The sequence below is a fragment of the Aeromonas dhakensis genome, assembly GCF_002285935.1.
GTDB lineage: Bacteria > Pseudomonadota > Gammaproteobacteria > Enterobacterales > Aeromonadaceae > Aeromonas > Aeromonas dhakensis.
This window is the reverse complement of record NZ_CP023141.1, coordinates 1,974,068-1,992,904: the sequence shown is the minus strand read 5'-3', so window position 1 is coordinate 1,992,904 and position 18,837 is coordinate 1,974,068. Positions and strand designations below refer to the sequence as shown.

Genomic DNA, 18,837 nt, shown 5'->3' with positions numbered 1-18,837 from the left:
CGGACCGTCGTCAGGAAAACCTCGAATTCACGAAGGCAAAAGGGCTATACTCTGCGCCCGTTGGCTAATTTTAAGACGATTGGTAGTTCTTCCATGCTGAAATGGCTCGTACGCCTGTTTATTGTCATGATGCTGGGTGCTGTGCTGGGTGTTGCCAGCCTCATCGGTATCTACTTCTACATCAAGCCCCAGTTGCCGGATGTGACCGCACTGCGCGACGTCAAGCTGGCCACCCCGATGAAGGTGTACAGCCGGGATGGGGAATTGATCTCCCAATTTGGCGAAATTCGTCGCATCCCCCTGCATCTGGATGAAATTCCCCAGTCCATGATCGATGCGGTGCTCGCCACCGAAGATGCCCGCTTCTACGAGCACCCCGGCATCGACCCCATCGGCATCCTGCGGGCTGCCACCGTCTGGGCCGTCTCCGGCCAGGCACGCCAGGGCGCCAGTACCATCACCCAGCAGGTTGCCCGCAACTTCTTCCTGAGCAACGAGAAGACCCTGGTGCGCAAGATCAAGGAGGTCTTCCTGGCCTGGCGCATCGAGCAGAATCTCTCCAAGGACGAGATACTACAGCTCTACCTCAACAAGATACCGCTCGGCTATCGGGCCTTCGGGGTCGGCGCCGCCGCCCAGGTCTACTTTGGCAAAGAGGTGAAAGAGCTCACTCTGGATGAGATCGCCATCATTGCCGGTCTGCCCAAAGCCCCCTCCATGCTGAACCCGATCCGTTCGCCGGAACGGGCCTTCGCCCGCCGCAACGTGGTGCTGGGCCGCATGCTGGAAACCGGCAAGATCACCCAGGCCCAGTATGACGAAGCCTCCAAGATGCCGATCAAGGCCCGTTATCACGGAGCAGAGACCACCCTCAACGCCCCCTATCTCGGCGAGATGGTTCGCCAGAAGATGGTGGAGCAGTTTGGGGAAGACGCCTACACCATGGGCCTGCACGTCTACACCACAGTCACCGCCAAGCGCCAGCGGGCTGCCCGTCAGGCTCTGCTCGACGGCGTGTTCGACTATGACACCCGCCATGGCTACAAGGGGGTGACCGCCCAGCTGTGGAAGAGCGGCGAGGCCGACTGGGATTACGACAAGATCATGGCCCATCTGGCCAAGCAGCCGACCTATCAGCCGCTGATGGCCGCCGTGGTCACCAAGCTGGGTGACAAGAGCGCGACCATAGTGCTGAAAAACGGCAAACAGGCCGAGCTTGGCTGGAACGGCATCAAGTGGGCTCGTTCTTTCATCACCGACGATCGTCAGAGTTTTGCCCCGAAATCGGCACGGGACGTACTCAAGGTCGGCGCCCAGATCTGGGTACGGGAGAAGGGTGAAGAGCTGCTGCTCTCCCAGATCCCCGAGGTCAACGCCGCCCTGGTGGCCATGAATCCGCAGGATGGCGCCATCGAGGCGCTGGTCGGCGGCTTCAGCTTCGAGCTGTCCAAGTTCAACCGGGTCGATCAGGCACGTCGCCAGATAGGCTCCAACATCAAACCTTTCCTTTATGCCACCGCACTGGAGCAGGGCTATACCCTGGCCTCGCTCATCAACGATGCGCCGATCAACCAGTGGGATCCCTCCAAGGGCCCCATGTGGCAGCCCAAGAACTCCCCGGCCATCTATGACGGTCCCACACCGCTGCGCCTTGGTCTTGCCAAGTCGAAGAACGTGATGTCGGTGCGGCTGATGCGCGCCATCGGGCTGGATACCTATATCGACGGCCTCACCCGCTTCGGCTTTGCCCGCGACACCATCTCGCCCAACGAATCGCTGGCGCTGGGCGCGGCCGAGTTCACCCCGCTGGAAGTGGTGCGCGGCTATTCGGTGCTGGCCAACGGCGGCTTCCAGGTCACCCCCTACTTCATTACCGAGGTGACCGACAGCTTCGGCGCGCCTCTCTATCAGGCCAACCCGGCCGCCGCCTGCCGTGATTGCGGCGTACTGGCCGCCGCCGGTCTGGACAGCGCGGATGCCTATGCCAATACGGCCCCCGACTGGAAGGCCCAGTGCCCCATCGATCCCGTCGTGCCCAACAACATGGCGCCGCAGACCATCAGCGCCCAGAGCGCCTTCCTGGTCACCGATACCCTGACCACCGCCATCTGGGGCGGCAATGGCTGGCGCGGCACCGGCTGGCGGGCGGCTCGCGATCTCAAGCGCCACGATATTTCGGGCAAGACCGGGACCACCAACGAGTCACGCGATGCCTGGTTCTCCGGCTATACCCCGAACCTGGTCGCCACCTCCTGGATCGGTTTTGACAACCACCAGCGTGGCCTGGGCCGGGCCGAGTTTGGCGGCGGCGCCGCACAGCCCATCTGGATCGACTTCATGAAGACGGCGCTCAAGCAGATCCCCGAGCGCAAGATGCCGGTGCCGGAAGGGATCATCACGGTGCGCATCGACCGTGAAACCGGCCTGCTAACCAACCGCACCGATGGCAGCAGCACGGACGAGTTCTTCAAGGAAGGCACCGAACCGACCCGCTTCGCCACCCAGAGCTCGGATGGCAATCAGGTCTATGGCGGCGACGGCTCGGACACTGACGGCCCTGTCTCCACCGACGATATCTTCTAAGCAACCGCAGCAGACAAAAACCGGCGCCCTGGCGCCGGTTTTCTTTTGGTGAACACGAATGCGTTGTCGTCAGCCGAGCAGGCTTTTCATCAGGCTCGAGATGCGGGCCGCCAGCTCGTTGAAGCAGGGCCGGCGCACCGAGTAGTGGCGGTAGAGCAGCGCTATGGTACGCCCCGGTACCGGATCGATCACCGGCCGGTAGCTCACGCCGCCCTCTTCGGTATTGGCAGGCACCGCGAGCCTGGGTACCAGCGTCATGCCGCTGCCGGCCGCTACCATGTTGCGCAGCGTCTCCAGGCTGGTGCCCTTGAAACGCTGATCCTCGCCGATGCCGGCTGCAAAACAGAAGCCCATCGCCTGATCCCGCAGACAGTGGCCATCGGCCAGCATCAGCAGCTTCTTGCCCTTCAGATTGCTGAGCGGCACCGCCTTGGCCTTCGCCTCCGGATGCTGCTGGGGCACCGCCAGCCACATGGGCTCCTGATAGAGAGGGATGGAGCCAAACCCTTCCATCCCCTCCAGTTCAGCCAGGATCAGGCAGTCCAGCTCCCCCTCTTCCAGCCGTTTGAGCAGCACCTGGGTCTGCTCTTCATAGAGGTAGAACTCCAGCTTGGGAAAATGTTCGCGCAGATCCTGGATGATGTGGGGCAACAGATAGGGGCCGACGGTGGGAATGAAGCCGATGTGGATCTCGCCGGACATTGGTTCGGCAAAGTGCTGGCCTATGCTCTTGAGTTCGCGCACCTCTTTGAGCACCTTGCGAGCCTGCTGGGCCATGGCATCGCCAGCCGGGGTAAACAGCACCTTGCGGGAGGTGCGCTCGATCAGGATCACCCCCAGCTCATCCTCCAGCTTGCGCAGCTGGCCGCTCAGGGTCGGCTGACTGACGAAACAGCGCTCCGCCGCCTTGCGAAAGTGCTTCTCCTCTTCCAGCGCCACCAAATACTCGAGATCGCGAAGGTTCATACATCCAGAATCCTGCCAACCAATGGGGCCATTAGCATGCCCAAGAACGGCGGGAGGGACAAGGGATGGTGAGATTGGACAGACCATGCGCAGGGGATAAATAAAACGGGCCCGGATCCTGGATCCGGGCCCGTCGGGTCAGCGTCGCCTCATCACACCCGGAAGCGACGTACCAGCTCCTGCAGCTGGGTGGCCAGATGGTTCAGGTCGTTGCAGGCCTGCGCCATCTGGGTCGCCCCGGCCGCCACCTCTTCCGAGGCATGGCTGATATTGACCACGTTGCGGTTGAGCTCTTCACTCACCGCCCCCTGCTCTTCGGTGGCGGTCGCAATCTGGATGTTCATGTGGGAAATGCTCTCCACCGAGCCGCTGATCTCGGAGATGGACGCCCCCGCCTCGCGCGCCGTACTGACGGTGGAGTTCATCATGTCCTGACTTTGCTGCATGGTGGTGCCGGCCTGCTCGGCCCGCTGCTGCAGCTCGGCAATGATGGTGTTGATCTGGGAAGTGGAGTCCTGGGTCCGTTTCGCCAGGGTGCGCACCTCATCGGCCACCACCGCAAAACCGCGCCCCTGTTCCCCGGCCCGGGCCGCCTCGATGGCGGCGTTAAGTGCCAGCAGGTTGGTCTGCTCGGCGATCCCGCGAATGACCTCCAGCACCATGCCTATGTTGCGGCTGTCGTCACCTAACTGATGAATCACCACGGCGGTGCTCTCGATGGCACCGGCCACCTGCTCAATGCGCTTGATGGAGTCGTTGACGGTGCGGGCCCCCAGCTCGGCGGTGCTGCTGGCGGCACTGGCGGCACTGGCGGCATCGCTGGTGTTGCGGGACACCTCCTGCACCGTCGCCTGCATCTCGTTCATGGCGGTGGCCAGCTGGTTCAGCTCGTGCTGCTGGCTGTTCATGTTGTTGGCGGACTGACGGGCAACCGCACTGATCTCTTCGGCCGCAGAGCTCAGTTGCACCACGGAGCCGGAGACTTCACTGACCAGATTGCGCAAGTTTTTCTGCATCTCGCCAAAGCCCTTGGCCAGTTGACCCAGTTCGTCATTGTTGAACTGGCTGGTGTCAAGATGGGTCGCCAGATCACCTCCCGACACTTTACCAACCACCTCCAGCAACGCGTTGACCGGGCGCTTGATCTGTTGAGTCAGATACCAAGCCACCAACACCACGAAAAGCAGCGTCACGAGTCCAATCGCTATGCTGAGCAGTTTGGCTGACTCATATGATTGCTCACTGCTGGTATGCATGGCACTACCAATGCGGTCGTTAATCTCGCGCAACGTCATTGTGAGCTGAGTGGTCTGGTCCAACGTAGTGCGGGTAATGCCATCCCGATACTCGCCAATCTTGGCGCCTTCGTTGTTCATGACCGCTTGATACAGCTGATCATGGGCGCTGAAGTAGGCCTCTCCTGCTGGTTGCAAGGCACGATAGGTCTGCTCTTCTTCTGCGTCGTTGAAAGCCAAACGGCCATAATCCGACAACGCTTTTAGAAAGCGAGCCTTGGCATCCGAGAAACTGTCGTTCCGTTTGGCGATATCCGCCTGGTCATTGTTGGTCAACGCAATGACCATGGCCAGTTCGGCTCGACGCGCATCCAGCAGCGCAACGTGCATTTGGCTGGCATAGCGAATGGAAGGCACCAGGTTATTGACAATAAGCTGAGTGTTCGCATTCAGGTAGGAGAGCCTGGAGATCCCAAATCCGGCGATGACCAGCACCAATAATGCCAACACCGCAAAACCGGCGCTCAACTTCTGACCTATAGACATATTTTTGAACATGATTGGTATCCTTGGCGGCTAGACGCAAGCCCCTGACATTGAACGTCCGGGCTATCCCCATAGAGCATAGCGCGATGATTGCAAGCGGATGATTTTCATACTATCCGCGGCTCAATATATCGCCCTTCACGGGGATAGCATGAGGGTCGCCCAGGCAGGAAAATCCACTCAGGACTCATCCGGCCAAGATTATCTTCGGCAGGATACCAATTCCCCTCTCAGCGCCCCATCAGCTGCTGGATATGGCGGGCAAATGCCTGGGGCTCGCCCAGGAAAGAGGACGCTGACAAGGGCGTTACCTTGTCCCCCTGCACCAGCCCCAGAGTCGGGTAACCCTGCCCGCCGAGACGACGCATCCAGACCTGGCTGTCCGCCAGATGGCTTGCCATCTCAACCGCCTGATACGCCTGCCCAAAGGCCTCCTGCGCAATGCCCTGCTCCGCCGCCAGGCTGGTCAGATGCTCGAGAGAACCGATCCAGATGCCATCGCGATAGTGGGATTGCTGGATGCGGTGCAGCATCACCAACCCATTGCCCCCCAGGGATGTCACCGCCAGGATGGCGCGGATCGGTTGCTCCGAATCCAGCAGCAGCCCATCGCGCAGCAGCAGCTCGTTGAAATAGCGCTCGCCGAAAGCCTGGCCGGTCAGCGCCTGGATCCGCTCGTCATGGGGACGGACGTAATCACGCAGGGCCTGGCCCATCGCCTGCCTGCGCCCGCCAAGCCAGAGACCACCGGCGTGCAGCTCGATGCGCAGTTCCGGGATGGCAGCCGCAGCCTTCAACAGCGGGGCGGCGCCGTAGCACCAGCCACAGAGGGGGTCGTATACATAATGCAGAGTCGTTTCGTTCATATCATTCACTCGTTCATTCGGCTAAAAAAACCGGGCCCTCGGGCCCGGTAAAAAACACAGGGAAGTAGGCGTCAGGGGGTTACCACTTCATCTCGCCGGTGTTGACCTTGGCACCGATGGCCAGACCGTCGTCGACCGGCAGGGACGGGTAAGCCTTCTTCAGAGCTTCAATCAGCTGGCCGGAGTTCTTGGCTTTGACCAGCTCCTGCTCAAAGCGCTCTACGTAGTCACGGGTAAAGGTCACGGCGGCGCTGCCCTTGGGCGCAGTCCCCAGGAAGTGACCCGGCACCACGCGCTCAGGCTTCAGCGCCAGCAGATTGTTCAGCGCCTTGACCCAGTTGCTGCGAGCGGCCTTGGTCTGACTGTCCGCCATCCACACATGTACGCCGCTGTAGACCGGCACACCACCAAAGGCAGTCTTGATGGACGGCGCCCACAGGTAGGCATTCGGGGTGTTCATCTCCTTGATCTCGATCTGCTCGCCATCCAGGGTCAGGTGGCTGGCCGTCATCACTTGCGGCACGGTCAGGCTCTTGGGTGCACCCTTGCCCAGAATGGGGCTCCAGTAGCTCAGCTTGGCATCCTTGGTCTGGTTGATGTGGTCAACCACATGCTGGTCGGCCAGCACCTTGACGTCGGGGAACGCGGCCATGACAGGTTCCAGACCGAAGTAGAAGTCGGGGTCACCGGCACTGATATAGACGGTGGTCAGTTTCTTGCCGCTCTTCTTGATCATGTCGACCAGTGCCTGACCGTTTTGCACGTCGAACTGGGCATCGATCAGGATCGCCTCCTTGTCACCGGCCACCAGGGAAGAGGAGACCGGGAAGATGGCCTTCTCGCCAGGGTTGTAGACAGTTACGGTCAGCGGGGCGGCCATGGCGGCACCGCTCAGCAGGGTGGTAGCCAGGGTCAGATTGCGGATCAGGGTATTGTTCATCGGGTATTCCTCATCAAGTCATCAGGGGTTCATCAGATGGACACAGTTTATTGGATCACTTTCGGTACAAATACAGCATAATGAGCGCATCACTGTTGCATTAATCGAGCATATAGAGAGCCTGAACATGGATCGACTGACCGCATTGCGGGTCTTTGTCAGCGTAGTCGAACAGGGCAGCCTGAGCGGCGCCGGGGAGAAACTGGAGATGTCGCGCGCCATGGTGACCCGCTATCTGGCGGAGCTGGAGCAGTGGATGGGGGCGCGGCTGCTGCACCGCACCACCCGCCGGCTCAGTCTGACCGGCCCGGGAGAAGAGGCGTTGAACCGGGCCCGGGCCATGCTGGCGCTGGGGGAAGAGATGGAGCAGATCGCCGTGCGCGGCGACGAGGCGCCCAAGGGGCAGTTGCGCATCACCAGCAGCTATTCGCTCTCGGAAGCCCTGCTGGTGGGGGCCGCCAACGACTACCTGGCGCGCTATGCGGGCACCGCCATCGATATCCTGCTACTGGACCGGACCGTCAACCTGGTGGAGGAGCGGATCGATCTCGCCATCCGCATCACCAATGATCTCGATCCCAACCTGGTGGCCCGCCGGCTCGGCACCTGCCACTCCGTGGTCTGTGCCAGCCCGGCCTATCTGGCCAAACACCCGACGCCGCACAAGGTGCAGGATCTCGCCCTGCACAACTGCCTCACCTACACCTATTTCGGCAAGAGCCTGTGGGAATTTCAGGGGCCGGACGGGCCCGAATCTGTGCCGGTCAGCGGCAACCTCAGCGCCAACATCTCCAACCTGTTGCTGGAGGCGACCCTGGAAGGTGCCGGCATCAGCCTGCAGCCTCGCTATTCCGCCCAGCCCCATCTCGAGACCGGCACCCTGGTGCCGCTGCTGGAGCAGTGGCAGCCCAAGCGACTCGGCGTCTACGCCGTCTATGGCACCCGCAAACAGATGTCACCGCTGCTGCGCAGCTTCCTCGACTTTATGGTGGAACGCATGGCCGCCGACCCCATGTGGCGCGATTAAACCGGCATGAAAAAGGGGCCGTCAGGCCCCTTTCGTTCAATATGCCAGACTCGCTGGCCGCACTCAGGCTTCGAAACCGCTCAGCGGGGCATCGGCCGGCGTCTCCTGCGCCACATCCAGGAAGATCTCCCGATATGCCACATAGATGGAGTAGTTGAGGGCCGGGATCACCACCAGCAGCCCCACCAGCATCAGCGCCGCACCAAACAGCATCAGGATGGCGGCGACTATGCCCCACCAGAGGAAGGGCCACATGTTGGTCAGGCAGCCTTTGAAGCTGAGCTTGGCCGCCTGCAGGATCCCCACGTCGTGGAAATAGATGAGCGCGGGGGCGAAGGTGATGGCCATCAGCACCGGGATCAGCAGCGCCAGCCCCAGCAGCAGGCAGAGCAGCAGCCCCTGGGCCTGGGCCGCCGTGACCACCAGGGACTCGGGATCCTGGGTCAGCAGGGAGGTGAGCCCCCACATGGAGAGCAGCCCCAGGCAGATGAGACCGATCAGGCTGAACAGGGCCAGCACCAGCAGCCCCCCCAGCATCAGCGGCGTCAGCTTGTGCCGAAAGCCGGAGAAGAAGTCGGCGAAGCGCAGCGGGTTGCCTTCATAACCGTGGTGGGCCACCGCCACCCAGCCGGCGCCCCACACCATGTAGAGCAGCTGGGAGATGAGGCTGCCCGCCGGCAGGCGCTCCAGCAGCAGACCGACCGCAAACCAGACGAGAACCATGCCGACGCTGGCCCCCATCCCCTTGTTGAAGATATCGAAGCCGGACCGCACCCAGACCCAGCCACGCCCTATGGGGTGACGGGCGGGTGCTGTGCGCAGGGGGGACAATCCATTCATAACAGTTCCTCGGATGAAAACGGCTGGTTGCCGATTCTAGAGCCATGGGGCCCCCGACTCAATGGCGGGCCGCCGTCGACACCGCAGGTGCACGTCATGGCTGCTTGTATCAGACGTTACGGTTATCATAAGAGACCCCTCTGCAAGGGGCGTTCACTTATTCAAGAGAATCCAAAATGCGTACATCTCACCTGGCGCCGCTGCTGCTGGCCTCCCTGTTGCTCAACCTCTGGCAGTGGCAAGCCAACCACACCGCCGCCCAGCCGGAATCAGACGCCGCCGGCACCGCCCGCGCAGCCCAGTGCGATGCGTCAGCTTCCCAGAGCAGCAGCCAGAACCCGGGGCAGAGCCTGCTGGCCAAGCTGCCCGGCAAGGGCTCCCAGAGCGAGCCTGCGCCCGCCCAGGAGGCGCTCCCCCCCAACCCCGAGCTGGAAGCCGCCATCAGCCAGTGGAGCCAGTCGAGCGAAGGGTCCGTGCTGATCGAACGGCTCTATGACGCCGAGCAGGGCAGCCAGCTCACCACCGTCTTCGATCGGCTCGACATCGTGGAGGACGTGCGCGGCCAGGTGCAGGAGCAGCTGCGCGAGCTCTATCGCCTTGGTTTCGATCATCCCGACGCCTACGAGCAGGAGAGCCAGCGCATCTGGAGCAACCTCAGCAACCTGCTGGGGGAGGATACCCGCACCCGGCTCGAGCAGGAGATCTACTCGGGCGACACCAACCGCCTGCTGGAGATCCAGGGCCGCCTGGCGGAGCGCGGCGAGCTGCTGGCACCGGCCCAGCGCCAATCCCTGACGCGCCTGTTGAGCGAGGCGAACCAGCAGCTGGCCCAGCAGGAGAGCGGCGATGCCGGCACCTATCTGGAGAACCAGCGCGCCTATACCCAGCGGGTGCTGGAGAGCAGCCGCGGCTTCCTGAGCCCGGATCAGCTCAAGGTGCTGCAAGACATGCTGGAACTGGATCTGGTGCGCCAGGAAGTCTCGGTTCAGATGGAAGCCATCTACCAGCGCTTCCAGCCAGCCTCCTGATTTCGTTACCTTTTCGTCTTAGTCAACCCAGCCTGGAATCATCATGAGAGTCGTTTGTTGTCTATTGTTGCTGCTGGCCAGCCAGTCCGCCCTCGCCGAGGGCTTCATCAGTCGCCTGCTCAACCACCCGGTGCCGGGTGGCGTCGCCGTGGTGCCCCTTGGCAGCGAGGCGCAGGCCCCGACCGCCCGCTATCAGGACAAGCCGGTGCTGGTGGTGCGTGAAGAGGGCAAGCGCTGGATTGCCATCGTCGGCATCCCCCTCAAGAGCCAGCCCGGCCCCCACCAGTTGCAGGTGAGCGATGGCCGCACCCTCGGCTTCACGGTCGGCAGCAAGCACTATCGCGAGCAGCACATCAAGCTCAAGAACGGCCGTCAGGTCAACCCGCTGGCCGAGGACATGGCCCGCATCAACCGGGAGCTGGCGGAGCAGACCCGCGCCTACCAGACCTTCAGCCCGGCCCAGCCCAGCAACCTGCTGTTCGACAAACCGGTGGAGGGTCCGCTCTCCAGCCCGTTCGGGCTGCGCCGCTTCTTCAACGGCGAGGAGCGCAACCCCCACTCCGGCCTCGACTTCGCGGTCGGTGCCGGCACCCCCATCAAGGCACCAGCCGCTGGCAAGGTGATCCTGATCGGCAACTACTTCTTCAACGGCAACACGGTGTTCGTCGATCACGGCCAGGGGCTCATCAGCATGTTCTGCCACATGTCGAGGGTCGACGTGAAGCTGGGCCAAAGCCTGCCCCGCGGCGGCATCGTCGGCCGGGTCGGCGCCACCGGCCGCGCCACCGGTCCCCACATGCACTGGAACGTCAGTCTCAACGACGCCCGCGTCGACCCCGCCATCTTCATCGGCGCCTTCAAGCCCTGAGGCCGGAGACCTGTCGCGCGCAGGCAGGGGCGTTCAAAACGAAAAAGGCAGCCGAGGCTGCCTTTTTCATGGACGAATGACCACCTGTCAGGCAGCGCTGTGCTGGCGCGCCTCCCTGTTCATCGCCCGCCACATCACCAGTACCAGCAGGGTGCTGCAGGTGGGCAGCGCCAGCCAGACGCCGGATACCCCCCACAGGGAAGAGAAGCCCCACAGAAAGCCGCCGATCAGCACCAGTTTGCCGCCGGTGAGCAGGGAGGCGATACGGGCCCGGTTGATGGCCTGGAAGTAGGTGGCCCCCACCAGCAGCAGGCCTTCCATCGGCAAGCCCCAGAAGTAGAGCCAGATGCCCAGGCTGGCCACCGGCAACAGGGCCGCGTTGTCACCGGCAAACAGGTAGACCACCCCTTCCGGCCAGAGATAGAGCGGCAGCATGCCGCACAGGGCCACCAGCAGCGTCACCCCGAGCGCCAGGTTTCGCACCCGCAGCACCCGTGCCCAGTTGCCCGCCCCGGCGTTGAAGCTGGCGATGGGCTGGATGCCCATGGCGATCCCCTCGAAGATGAGATAGAAGAAGGCCTCGCTGTAGCTGATGACCCCATAGGCGGCCACGTGCAACGAGGTGCCGACCGAGAGCAGCGCCTTGTTGTGCAGCGCCAGCACCACCGACAGGTAGAGGTACATCAGAAAGCTCGACACCCCGAGTCGCAATGTCTCTCCCATCAGCCGCCAGTCGGGCCGCAGGGTATCCCAGCGAATGCGCAGCTGGCTGCGCGGGGTGAAGAAGTGCCACAGGCACAGCCCCCCGGTCACCGCCTGGGAGAGCATGGTGGCGATGGCGGCCCCCGCCAGCCCCCAGGGGATCACCGCCATCAGCAGGTAGTCGAGCAGCACGTTGAGCACGCCGCCCCCCACCAGGATCCAGGTGGTGAGGCCGGGTCGCCCGTCGTTGCGCAGCAGGGCGGTAAAGGCCATGGAGAGCACCGCGAACACCCCGAGCCAGGAGTACCACTGCAGATAGGCGTATCCGGCGTCGAAGATGGCCCCCTCCGCCCCCATCCACACCAGCATCTCGTCACCGTAGTGGATGCCGATGAAGGCGAGCAGCGCCGAGGCGATGAGCACCATCACCAGCGCGTTGCCGACGATGTGACGTGCCCTGGCCTGCTCCCCCTTGCCCAGATAAAACGAGGCGAGCGCCGAGGAGCCCATGCCGATCAGCGCCCCCACCGCATAGAGCACGGCGCAGATGGGGTAGGCCAGCATCATGCCGGCCAGGCCGTCCTGGCCCAGAATATGGCCGACGAAGATGCCGTCTATGGTGACATAGATGCCGGTGACCAGCATGGCGGCCACGGTCGGAGTGACGTAGCGCCAGAACAGGCGGGAAAGGGGGGCCGTGCCCAGATCGACTGCGGACATAAGATGCTCAATGGAGGGGAAAACGGCCGGAATGATAGCCAAAGCGGGCCGGGATCGCCCGTTATTTATGTTACAAATCATTAATATGGAAAACTTTACCCGCCCAGGCCCCTGCTTTAGGCTAGGGCGACTCCACCTGAACGGAAACGTGCGCCATGTTGCAACGCCTGCTCTCCCTGCTGCTCTGCCTTACTCTTCTCTCTCCCCTTGCCCAGGCCGATGACGCCATCACCCAGGTGGAAGAGCTGCTGCAGAGCGTGCCCAAGACGGACACCCCGGAGAACCAGAAGCTGCGGGAGAGCTACCAGCAGGCGCTGCAATTTGCCCGGGAAGCCCAGCGCTACCGCGAGCAGGGCAAGGCCTATCAGCAGGTGCTCATCGACTATCCCAAGGAGTCGGCCCGCCTCAAGGAGAGCCTGCACAACTACCAGCCCCAGCCTCGCCCTGCCCTCTCTTCCCTGAAGGAGGAGGCGCTGCGCCAGGCCATCGGCCTGAGCAGCAACCGCCAGCTCAACCTGCGCAAGGAGCGCCAGGGGGTGATGGACAGCCTCAACCAGCTGGAGAGCACCGGCCAAGAGTATCACCTGCGGGTCGACGAGCTGCGCAAGCAGTTGCAGCAGACCCGTGCCCTGCTCGATCGGCTCAGCTTCAGCAGCGAGTCTGACCGCCAGCAGGATGCCCAGCAGCTGGTGACCCGCCTCAAGGAGCAGAGCCTCTCCGACCGGATCCAGATGCTGGAGCTGGAGCAGCTCTCCGCCCAGCAGCGCAACGATCTGGGCAAGCTCAGGCTGCAGGAGCTCAACCTCGCCATCACCGACGAGGACGAGTGGCAGACCAGCCTGCTCAACCAGCAGAACCAGCTGCGCCGCGACAAGACAGAACAGGCACTGGCGGAGAGCGAGCGGCTGCGCAAACAGCTCACCTCCGACATGCCGCTGCTGCTGGAGCAGCAACAGCAGAACCAGGCGCTCTCCATCCAGCTCGGCGCGCTCGAAGATCAGATTGAACGGGTGCAGGACGAGCAGCGGGTGATCGACACGAACCTCTCGACCCTGAACGACCTGGTCAACTCGGTGCGCGAGCAACTGGAGTGGCTGCAGATCAGCAACGCCTACGGCGAGAACCTGCGCAGCAAACTCTCGGATCTGCCCGCCTACTTCCCCCTCGACAAGCTGGAGTCGGCCATCGTCAACGCCCGCATGGCCAAATACCAGTACGAGACCGAGCAGGATGCCCTCAAGGATCCGCGTCAGCTGCGCGATCAGCTGCTGACCACCGACGGCATCACCCTGGATCGCGCCCAGCTGGCGGTGCTCGACAACCTGCTCAAGGCCAGGCGGCAGCTGCTGACCCGACTCAACGACGCCGCCGACAGCCTCATTCAGGAGCAGACCCGGCTCAAGCTGCTCTACAGCCGCCAGAACAGCAAGATCGACGAGATCCGCGAGCTCAGCGCCAGCCACCTGTTCTGGATGCCGGACGTGCGCCCGCTCACCCCGGCCGTGCTGCTCGGGGTACCGGCCGCCCTCGGCCTCGCCCTCAACCCGGTCAACTGGCTGCAGCTGCCCCGGGCCATCGCCGAGAACAACCCCATCACCCTCACCTTCGCCGGTATCGGCATCCTGGTGCTGGCCTGGTGCTGGTTCAAGCTGGCTCGCCACCTGACCCACTACAGCCAGTACATAGCGCCCCGCATCGGCAAGGTGACCCAGGACAAGTTCAGCCTCACCAGCCGGCTGCTGATGCGCTCTCTGCTGGCCTCCCTGCCGCTGCCCGCCATGGTGCTGATGGTGCGCGGCCTGCTCGACGGCGCCTGGCAATACCCGTTCGCGGTGGCGGTGGCCCGCGGCCTCGGCGAGATCTGGTTCCTGCTGCTGGCGCTCTTGATGGCGCGTCACCTGACGCTGGAGAAGGGGATCCTGATCCTCCATTTTCGTTGGCAGAAGGAGCGGGTGCAGAAGGTGTGGAGTCAGTTTCGCACCCTGCTGCTGGTGATCATCCCGAGCTTCTTCGTGCAGGGCATGGCCAACAGCTATCAGGAGCACGCCTTCTACGACTCCCTCGGCCGGCTGGCCTTCATCGTCGGCGCCCTCTGGCTGCTGCTGTTCTTCGCCCGCCTCAACCGGGAGCGGCTGCCGCTCACCTGGGGCCAGGCCGACATGAGCAAGCCCCACCTGCTGCACCACTTCATCTGGAACAGCCTGATGCTGGCGCCGTTGCTGGCGGTGATCGGCTCTCTGCTCGGCTACTTCTATACCTCCCGCATCCTGCTGCGCCAGCTGGAGCTGAGCCTGCTGATGGGGCTGGGTTGCCTGCTCGTCTACTATCTGGCGCACCGCTGGATGCTGATCCAGCGTCGTCGCCTCGCCTTCGAGCGGGCCAAGAGCAAGCGCGCCGAGATCCTGGCCCAGCGCGGCCGAGAAGAGGGACACGACGAGCTCAGCTCCGAGATCCCGGACGTGGTGGAGGACACAGAGCTGGATCTGGATACCATCAGCGCCCAGTCCCTCGGGCTGGTGCGCACCCTGTTGATGCTGGGCTTCACCATGCTGGTGGTGGTGCAGTGGTCCGAACTCAACTCGGCGTTCAGCTTTCTGCGCAGCATCGAGGTGTGGCAGGTGAGCAGCAAGATCGGCGGCATCGAGCAGGTCGTCGCCATCACATTGCAGGATCTGATGCTGACGGCCTTCACCTTCATCCTGACCGTGGTCACCGCCCGCAACCTGCCGGGTCTGATGGAGCTGACCCTGCTCCAGCACCTGAGCCTCTCTCCCGGTACCGGTTTTGCCATCACCACAGTGACCAAGTACATAGTACTGGTGGTGGGGGCTCTGACCGGCTTCTCCATTCTCGGCATCGACTGGTCCAAGGCGCAGTGGATGGTGGCGGCCCTCTCCCTGGGCCTGGGTTTCGGGCTGCAGGAGATCTTCGCCAACTTCGTCTCCGGCCTCATCATACTGTTCGAGAAACCGATCCGGCTCGGCGACACTGTCACCATCCGCGAGCTGACCGGCACCGTCACCAAGATCAAGACCCGCGCCACCACCATAGTGGATTGGGACAGGAAGGAGATCATCGTCCCCAACAAGGCCTTCATCACCGAGCAGTTCATCAACTGGTCGCTGTCCGACGCCATCACCCGGGTACGGCTGCGCATCCGCATCGGCCTGACCCAGGAGCCGAGAAAGATACAGACCATTCTGGAAGAGTCGATCAAGGCCTCCACCCTGGTGCTGGAGACCCCCTCCCCCGAGGTGTTCCTGATCGAATTCACCGACTCGGCCCTGATCTACGAGATCCGGCTCTACGTGAACAGCATGGATCACCGCATGCCCATCACCCACGAGGTCCACTCGCTGGTGCTGGAGAAACTGCAGCAACAGGGGCTGGGGCTGCCGCACCAGCAGATCGACATTCGTCTGAGCCGGGCCTGAGTCGCCCTCACAGGAGCACAACATGCAGATCATCGCCCATCGCGGCGCCAGCGGACTGGCACCGGAGAACACCCTCAAGGCCATCAGGCTAGCGCTGACGCTGGGGGCTGAAGCCATCGAGATCGACGTGCAGCAGGCCGACGGCGAGCTGTGGGTCTTCCATGACCGCAGATTGGAGCGCTGCACCGACGGCCGCGGCGTGCTGATGGCCCAGTCACGCACCTATCTGGAAAGCCTGAATGCCGGCGAGGGAGAGGGGATCCCGACCCTGTGGCAGGTGATGGAGGCCATCGCCGGACAGAGCGAGCTGCATATCGAGCTGAAAGGAGCACAAACAGCCGACGAGGTGGCCCGACTGACCCGGCGTGCCGAGGCCGAGCTTGGCTTCACGACCGCCCAGTGGGTCGTCTCCTCCTTCCACCATCCCGAGCTTGCCCGCTTCGCCGCCCTGCGCCCCGAGATCCGGCTGGGGGCGCTCACCTCCACCATTCCCCTCACCCAGGCGGCCTTTGCGGCCGAGCTGGGTGCCTGGTCACTCAACTGCGACGTGGATTTTGTCGATCAACAGCTGGTGCAGGATGCCCACGATCGCGGGCTCAGGGTGCTGGTCTACACGGTCGATGATCCCGGAGATCAGGCGATGCTGGCCGCCATCGGCGTCGACGGCATCTTCACCAACCGGCCGGATCGCTTTCTGCCATCCGCCAAATTGGACTCATTGTGTCGGAGGTGATCGATAACCGCTGATTTAAGCTATAAATTTAATGGCGCACCGGGATACAAAAAGTTCGACTTTGGCCGATACAGTGTTGGCCCATAACAATAAAACCACACATCGCAGACTGAAGCTCACAAGGATGTAAACATGAACTTATCCATCAAGAACAAGCTTGTCCTCGCCATCGGGGTCATTATCCTGGTCATCACAGGCCTGCAGGTCTGGTACAACACAAGTCAACTGAAAAGCGAGACCCGGCGTCTGATCTGGAGCTTCATCGACGACAGCTCGGTCTCGAATGTCAAAGGCATCTCCCGCTGGCTGGACGCCCGCATCGGCATGGTCACCGCCACCAAGGAGGCCTTCGCCAAGGAAGACGAACCCATCAGCCATCTGGCCCAGACCATGAACGCAGGCAACTTCGACCTGGTCTACGTGGGCACCAAGGATGGCAAGATGATCCAGAGCAAGCCGACCGACCTGCCGGCCGGCTATGACCCCCGTCAACGTCCCTGGTACAAGGACGCCATGGCCGCCGGCAAGCTGGCCATCACCTCGCCCTATGCCGACATCACCACGGGTCAGCTGATCATCACCATCGCCGAGCCCTTCACCCGGGGCAACACCCAGGGGGTCATCGCCGGTGACGTCTCCATCGATGCCCTGGTACGCGATGTGCTGGCCCTCAATTCGGAAGGCACCTACGCCATCCTGGTTGACGGTAATGGCACCATCATCGCCCACCCGGACAAGGAGCTGGCGCTCAAGCCGGCCACCGCCCTCTCCCCCGATCTGACAGCCGCCAAGGTCAACGAACTGGCCCATGACAACACCATCTCCGAGATGGAGATCAGCGGCAAACCCAGCGTATTCGACCTGACCGAGATCCCGAACACCAACTGGTATTTCGGCATCGTGGTGGACGAAGCGGTCGCCTACCAGTCCGTCTCGCGCATGGTCACCTCCGCCCTGCTGCAAGGCCTGCTGACCATCCTCATCGTGGCCGGTTTCTCCTACGTCGCCATCAGCGGCTCCCTGGCACCGCTGAAGACTCTAGGTGAGGCGATTGCCGATCTCTCCCGCGGCAACGGGGATCTGACCCGCCGCGTCAAGATCGAGCGGGAAGACGAAGTGGGCATAGTCGCCAAACACGTCAACACCTTCATCGACCGCATCCACGTGATGGTGCAGGACATCTCCAACTCCTCCGGGCAACTGAACCAGCAGGCCAAGTCGTCCCACAACATGGCGGAGAAATCGAGCCAGGGTCTGGCCCGCCAGCAAAACGAGATCTCCCAGATCGCGACTGCGGTGCACGAGATGTCCGCCACCGCGGTGGAAGTGGCCAGCAACGCCGAGCAGACCGCCGATGCGGCCCGCAGCTCCTCCAGCAGCTGTGAGCACGGCAAGCAGGTGATCGCCCGCAACCAGCGCTCCATCACGGATCTCGCCACCCAGGTCAAACAGGCTTCCGGCATCATCCAGGAGCTGGAGAAGAACGCTCAGGAGATCAACACCATCCTCTCCACCATTCAGGGCATCGCCGAGCAGACCAACCTGCTGGCACTGAACGCCGCCATCGAGGCAGCCCGTGCCGGCGAGCAGGGCCGCGGCTTCGCGGTGGTGGCCGACGAGGTGCGGGTGCTGTCACAGCGCACCCACAGCTCCACCGTCGAGATCCGCAACATGATCGAGACCCTGCAGCGCAACACCCAGGGCGCCGTCAGCACCATGCACGAAGGCCAGCTGCTGGCCCAGAACAGCGTGGAAGATGCCAACGATGCCACCCAGGCACTGGAGCAGATCACCGCCTCCATCAACCAGATCTCCGACATGGCGACCCAGATCTCCAGCGCCGCCGAGGAGCAGCGTGCCGTTACCGACGAGGTGAGCCGCAACATCCAGGCGGTCAAGGACGTCTCGGACGAGCTGGCGGTCGATGCCGACAGCTCGCGTCATCTCTCTGAACAACTTAAAAATATTTCAGGTGAACTGAGCAATCAGGTCGGCATGTTCCGCATCTGATGCTGATCGACAAAAGGGGCCATGCAGGCCCCTTTTTTTATGAGAAAATGCTTTGGTTTCAATAGTTATTACCACATCAACCCGCAGGGATTACCGACTCTCCTGTACGACGCCGGTCAGCCATCGACTTTGCAACAGCTGACCCATCACAATCTTCGGATTAGTTTTTTGAACTCAACCACCACATTATTCCATCCGTGAATAATTCTTATTAAATATTTTTGATAAAAAACTTAAAAACTTTGGGGGTAATACCTAAAAAGAGAGGTGTTTCTCATTTTTTTGAAAGAAAACTACGTATAATCCTGAGCTTAAAATAACCATAGTAATGACAGCGGC

Annotated in this window: 13 protein-coding genes; 7 read left to right on the top strand and 6 right to left on the bottom strand. The window is 62.4% G+C overall.

The window, feature by feature from the left end; genetic code table 11:
* The first annotated feature begins 93 nt into the window (after nt 1-93).
* Entirely contained in the window at nt 94-2,583 is a 2,490-nt protein-coding gene (locus tag CK627_RS09755; RefSeq protein ID WP_010633193.1) for a penicillin-binding protein 1A, read from the top strand.
* A 69-nt stretch (nt 2,584-2,652) separates the two neighbouring features.
* Here the strand turns inward: CK627_RS09755 and oxyR are convergent, their stop codons facing one another.
* The 4 genes from oxyR to CK627_RS09735 form a co-directional block, all read right to left on the bottom strand.
* Nucleotides 2,653-3,549, bottom strand: a complete 897-nt coding sequence (gene oxyR / locus CK627_RS09750) for a DNA-binding transcriptional regulator OxyR (RefSeq protein WP_010633192.1) — start codon at nt 3,547-3,549, stop codon at nt 2,653-2,655.
* Between the two features lie 152 nt (nt 3,550-3,701).
* Entirely contained in the window at nt 3,702-5,342 is a 1,641-nt protein-coding gene (locus CK627_RS09745; RefSeq protein WP_017764994.1) for a methyl-accepting chemotaxis protein, read from the bottom strand.
* Between the two features lie 218 nt (nt 5,343-5,560).
* Nucleotides 5,561-6,196, bottom strand: a complete 636-nt coding sequence (locus tag CK627_RS09740) for a DsbA family protein (protein ID WP_095592223.1) — start codon at nt 6,194-6,196, stop codon at nt 5,561-5,563.
* Nucleotides 6,197-6,275: 79 nt separating this feature from the next.
* Nucleotides 6,276-7,136, bottom strand: a complete 861-nt coding sequence (locus CK627_RS09735) for a Vmh family MBL fold metallo-hydrolase (RefSeq protein WP_095592222.1) — start codon at nt 7,134-7,136, stop codon at nt 6,276-6,278.
* Between the two features lie 127 nt (nt 7,137-7,263).
* Between CK627_RS09735 and CK627_RS09730 the strand changes: the two genes are divergently transcribed.
* Nucleotides 7,264-8,163 carry a LysR family transcriptional regulator gene (locus CK627_RS09730; RefSeq protein WP_095592221.1) on the top strand — a complete coding sequence of 300 codons (900 nt, stop codon included), beginning with the start codon at nt 7,264-7,266 and terminating at the stop codon, nt 8,161-8,163.
* A 63-nt stretch (nt 8,164-8,226) separates the two neighbouring features.
* Here the strand turns inward: CK627_RS09730 and CK627_RS09725 are convergent, their stop codons facing one another.
* Nucleotides 8,227-9,003 carry a BPSS1780 family membrane protein gene (locus tag CK627_RS09725; protein ID WP_095592220.1) on the bottom strand — a complete coding sequence of 259 codons (777 nt, stop codon included), beginning with the start codon at nt 9,001-9,003 and terminating at the stop codon, nt 8,227-8,229.
* Between the two features lie 176 nt (nt 9,004-9,179).
* On the opposite strand from CK627_RS09725, the gene CK627_RS09720 reads away from it, so the two are divergent.
* Complete coding sequence (locus CK627_RS09720) at nt 9,180-10,031, top strand: hypothetical protein (RefSeq protein WP_010633186.1); 852 nt, start codon at nt 9,180-9,182, stop codon at nt 10,029-10,031.
* Between the two features lie 43 nt (nt 10,032-10,074).
* Nucleotides 10,075-10,899 carry a M23 family metallopeptidase gene (locus CK627_RS09715; RefSeq protein WP_095592219.1) on the top strand — a complete coding sequence of 275 codons (825 nt, stop codon included), beginning with the start codon at nt 10,075-10,077 and terminating at the stop codon, nt 10,897-10,899.
* 87 nt (nt 10,900-10,986) lie between these two features.
* Here CK627_RS09715 and CK627_RS09710 read toward each other — a convergent pair whose 3' ends face one another.
* Nucleotides 10,987-12,321 (bottom strand): MATE family efflux transporter, encoded by a 1,335-nt coding sequence (locus CK627_RS09710; RefSeq protein ID WP_041203103.1) that lies wholly within the window; start codon nt 12,319-12,321, stop codon nt 10,987-10,989.
* A gap of 155 nt (nt 12,322-12,476) precedes the next feature.
* Here CK627_RS09710 and mscM point away from each other — a divergent pair, with 155 nt between their 5' ends.
* The 3 genes from mscM to CK627_RS09695 all read left to right on the top strand — a co-directional run bounded on the left by mscM (nt 12,477) and on the right by CK627_RS09695 (nt 18,498).
* On the top strand, nt 12,477-15,755 hold the full coding sequence (gene mscM / locus CK627_RS09705; protein ID WP_095592217.1) for a miniconductance mechanosensitive channel MscM: 3,279 nt from the start codon (nt 12,477-12,479) through the stop codon (nt 15,753-15,755).
* 22 nt (nt 15,756-15,777) lie between these two features.
* Nucleotides 15,778-16,488 (top strand): glycerophosphodiester phosphodiesterase, encoded by a 711-nt coding sequence (locus CK627_RS09700; protein WP_095592216.1) that lies wholly within the window; start codon nt 15,778-15,780, stop codon nt 16,486-16,488.
* Nucleotides 16,489-16,620: 132 nt separating this feature from the next.
* The gene (locus tag CK627_RS09695) at nt 16,621-18,498 is read left to right on the top strand and encodes a methyl-accepting chemotaxis protein (RefSeq protein ID WP_017764984.1); all 1,878 of its coding nucleotides are present in this window, start codon (nt 16,621-16,623) and stop codon (nt 18,496-18,498) included.
* Nucleotides 18,499-18,837: the final 339 nt, after the last annotated feature.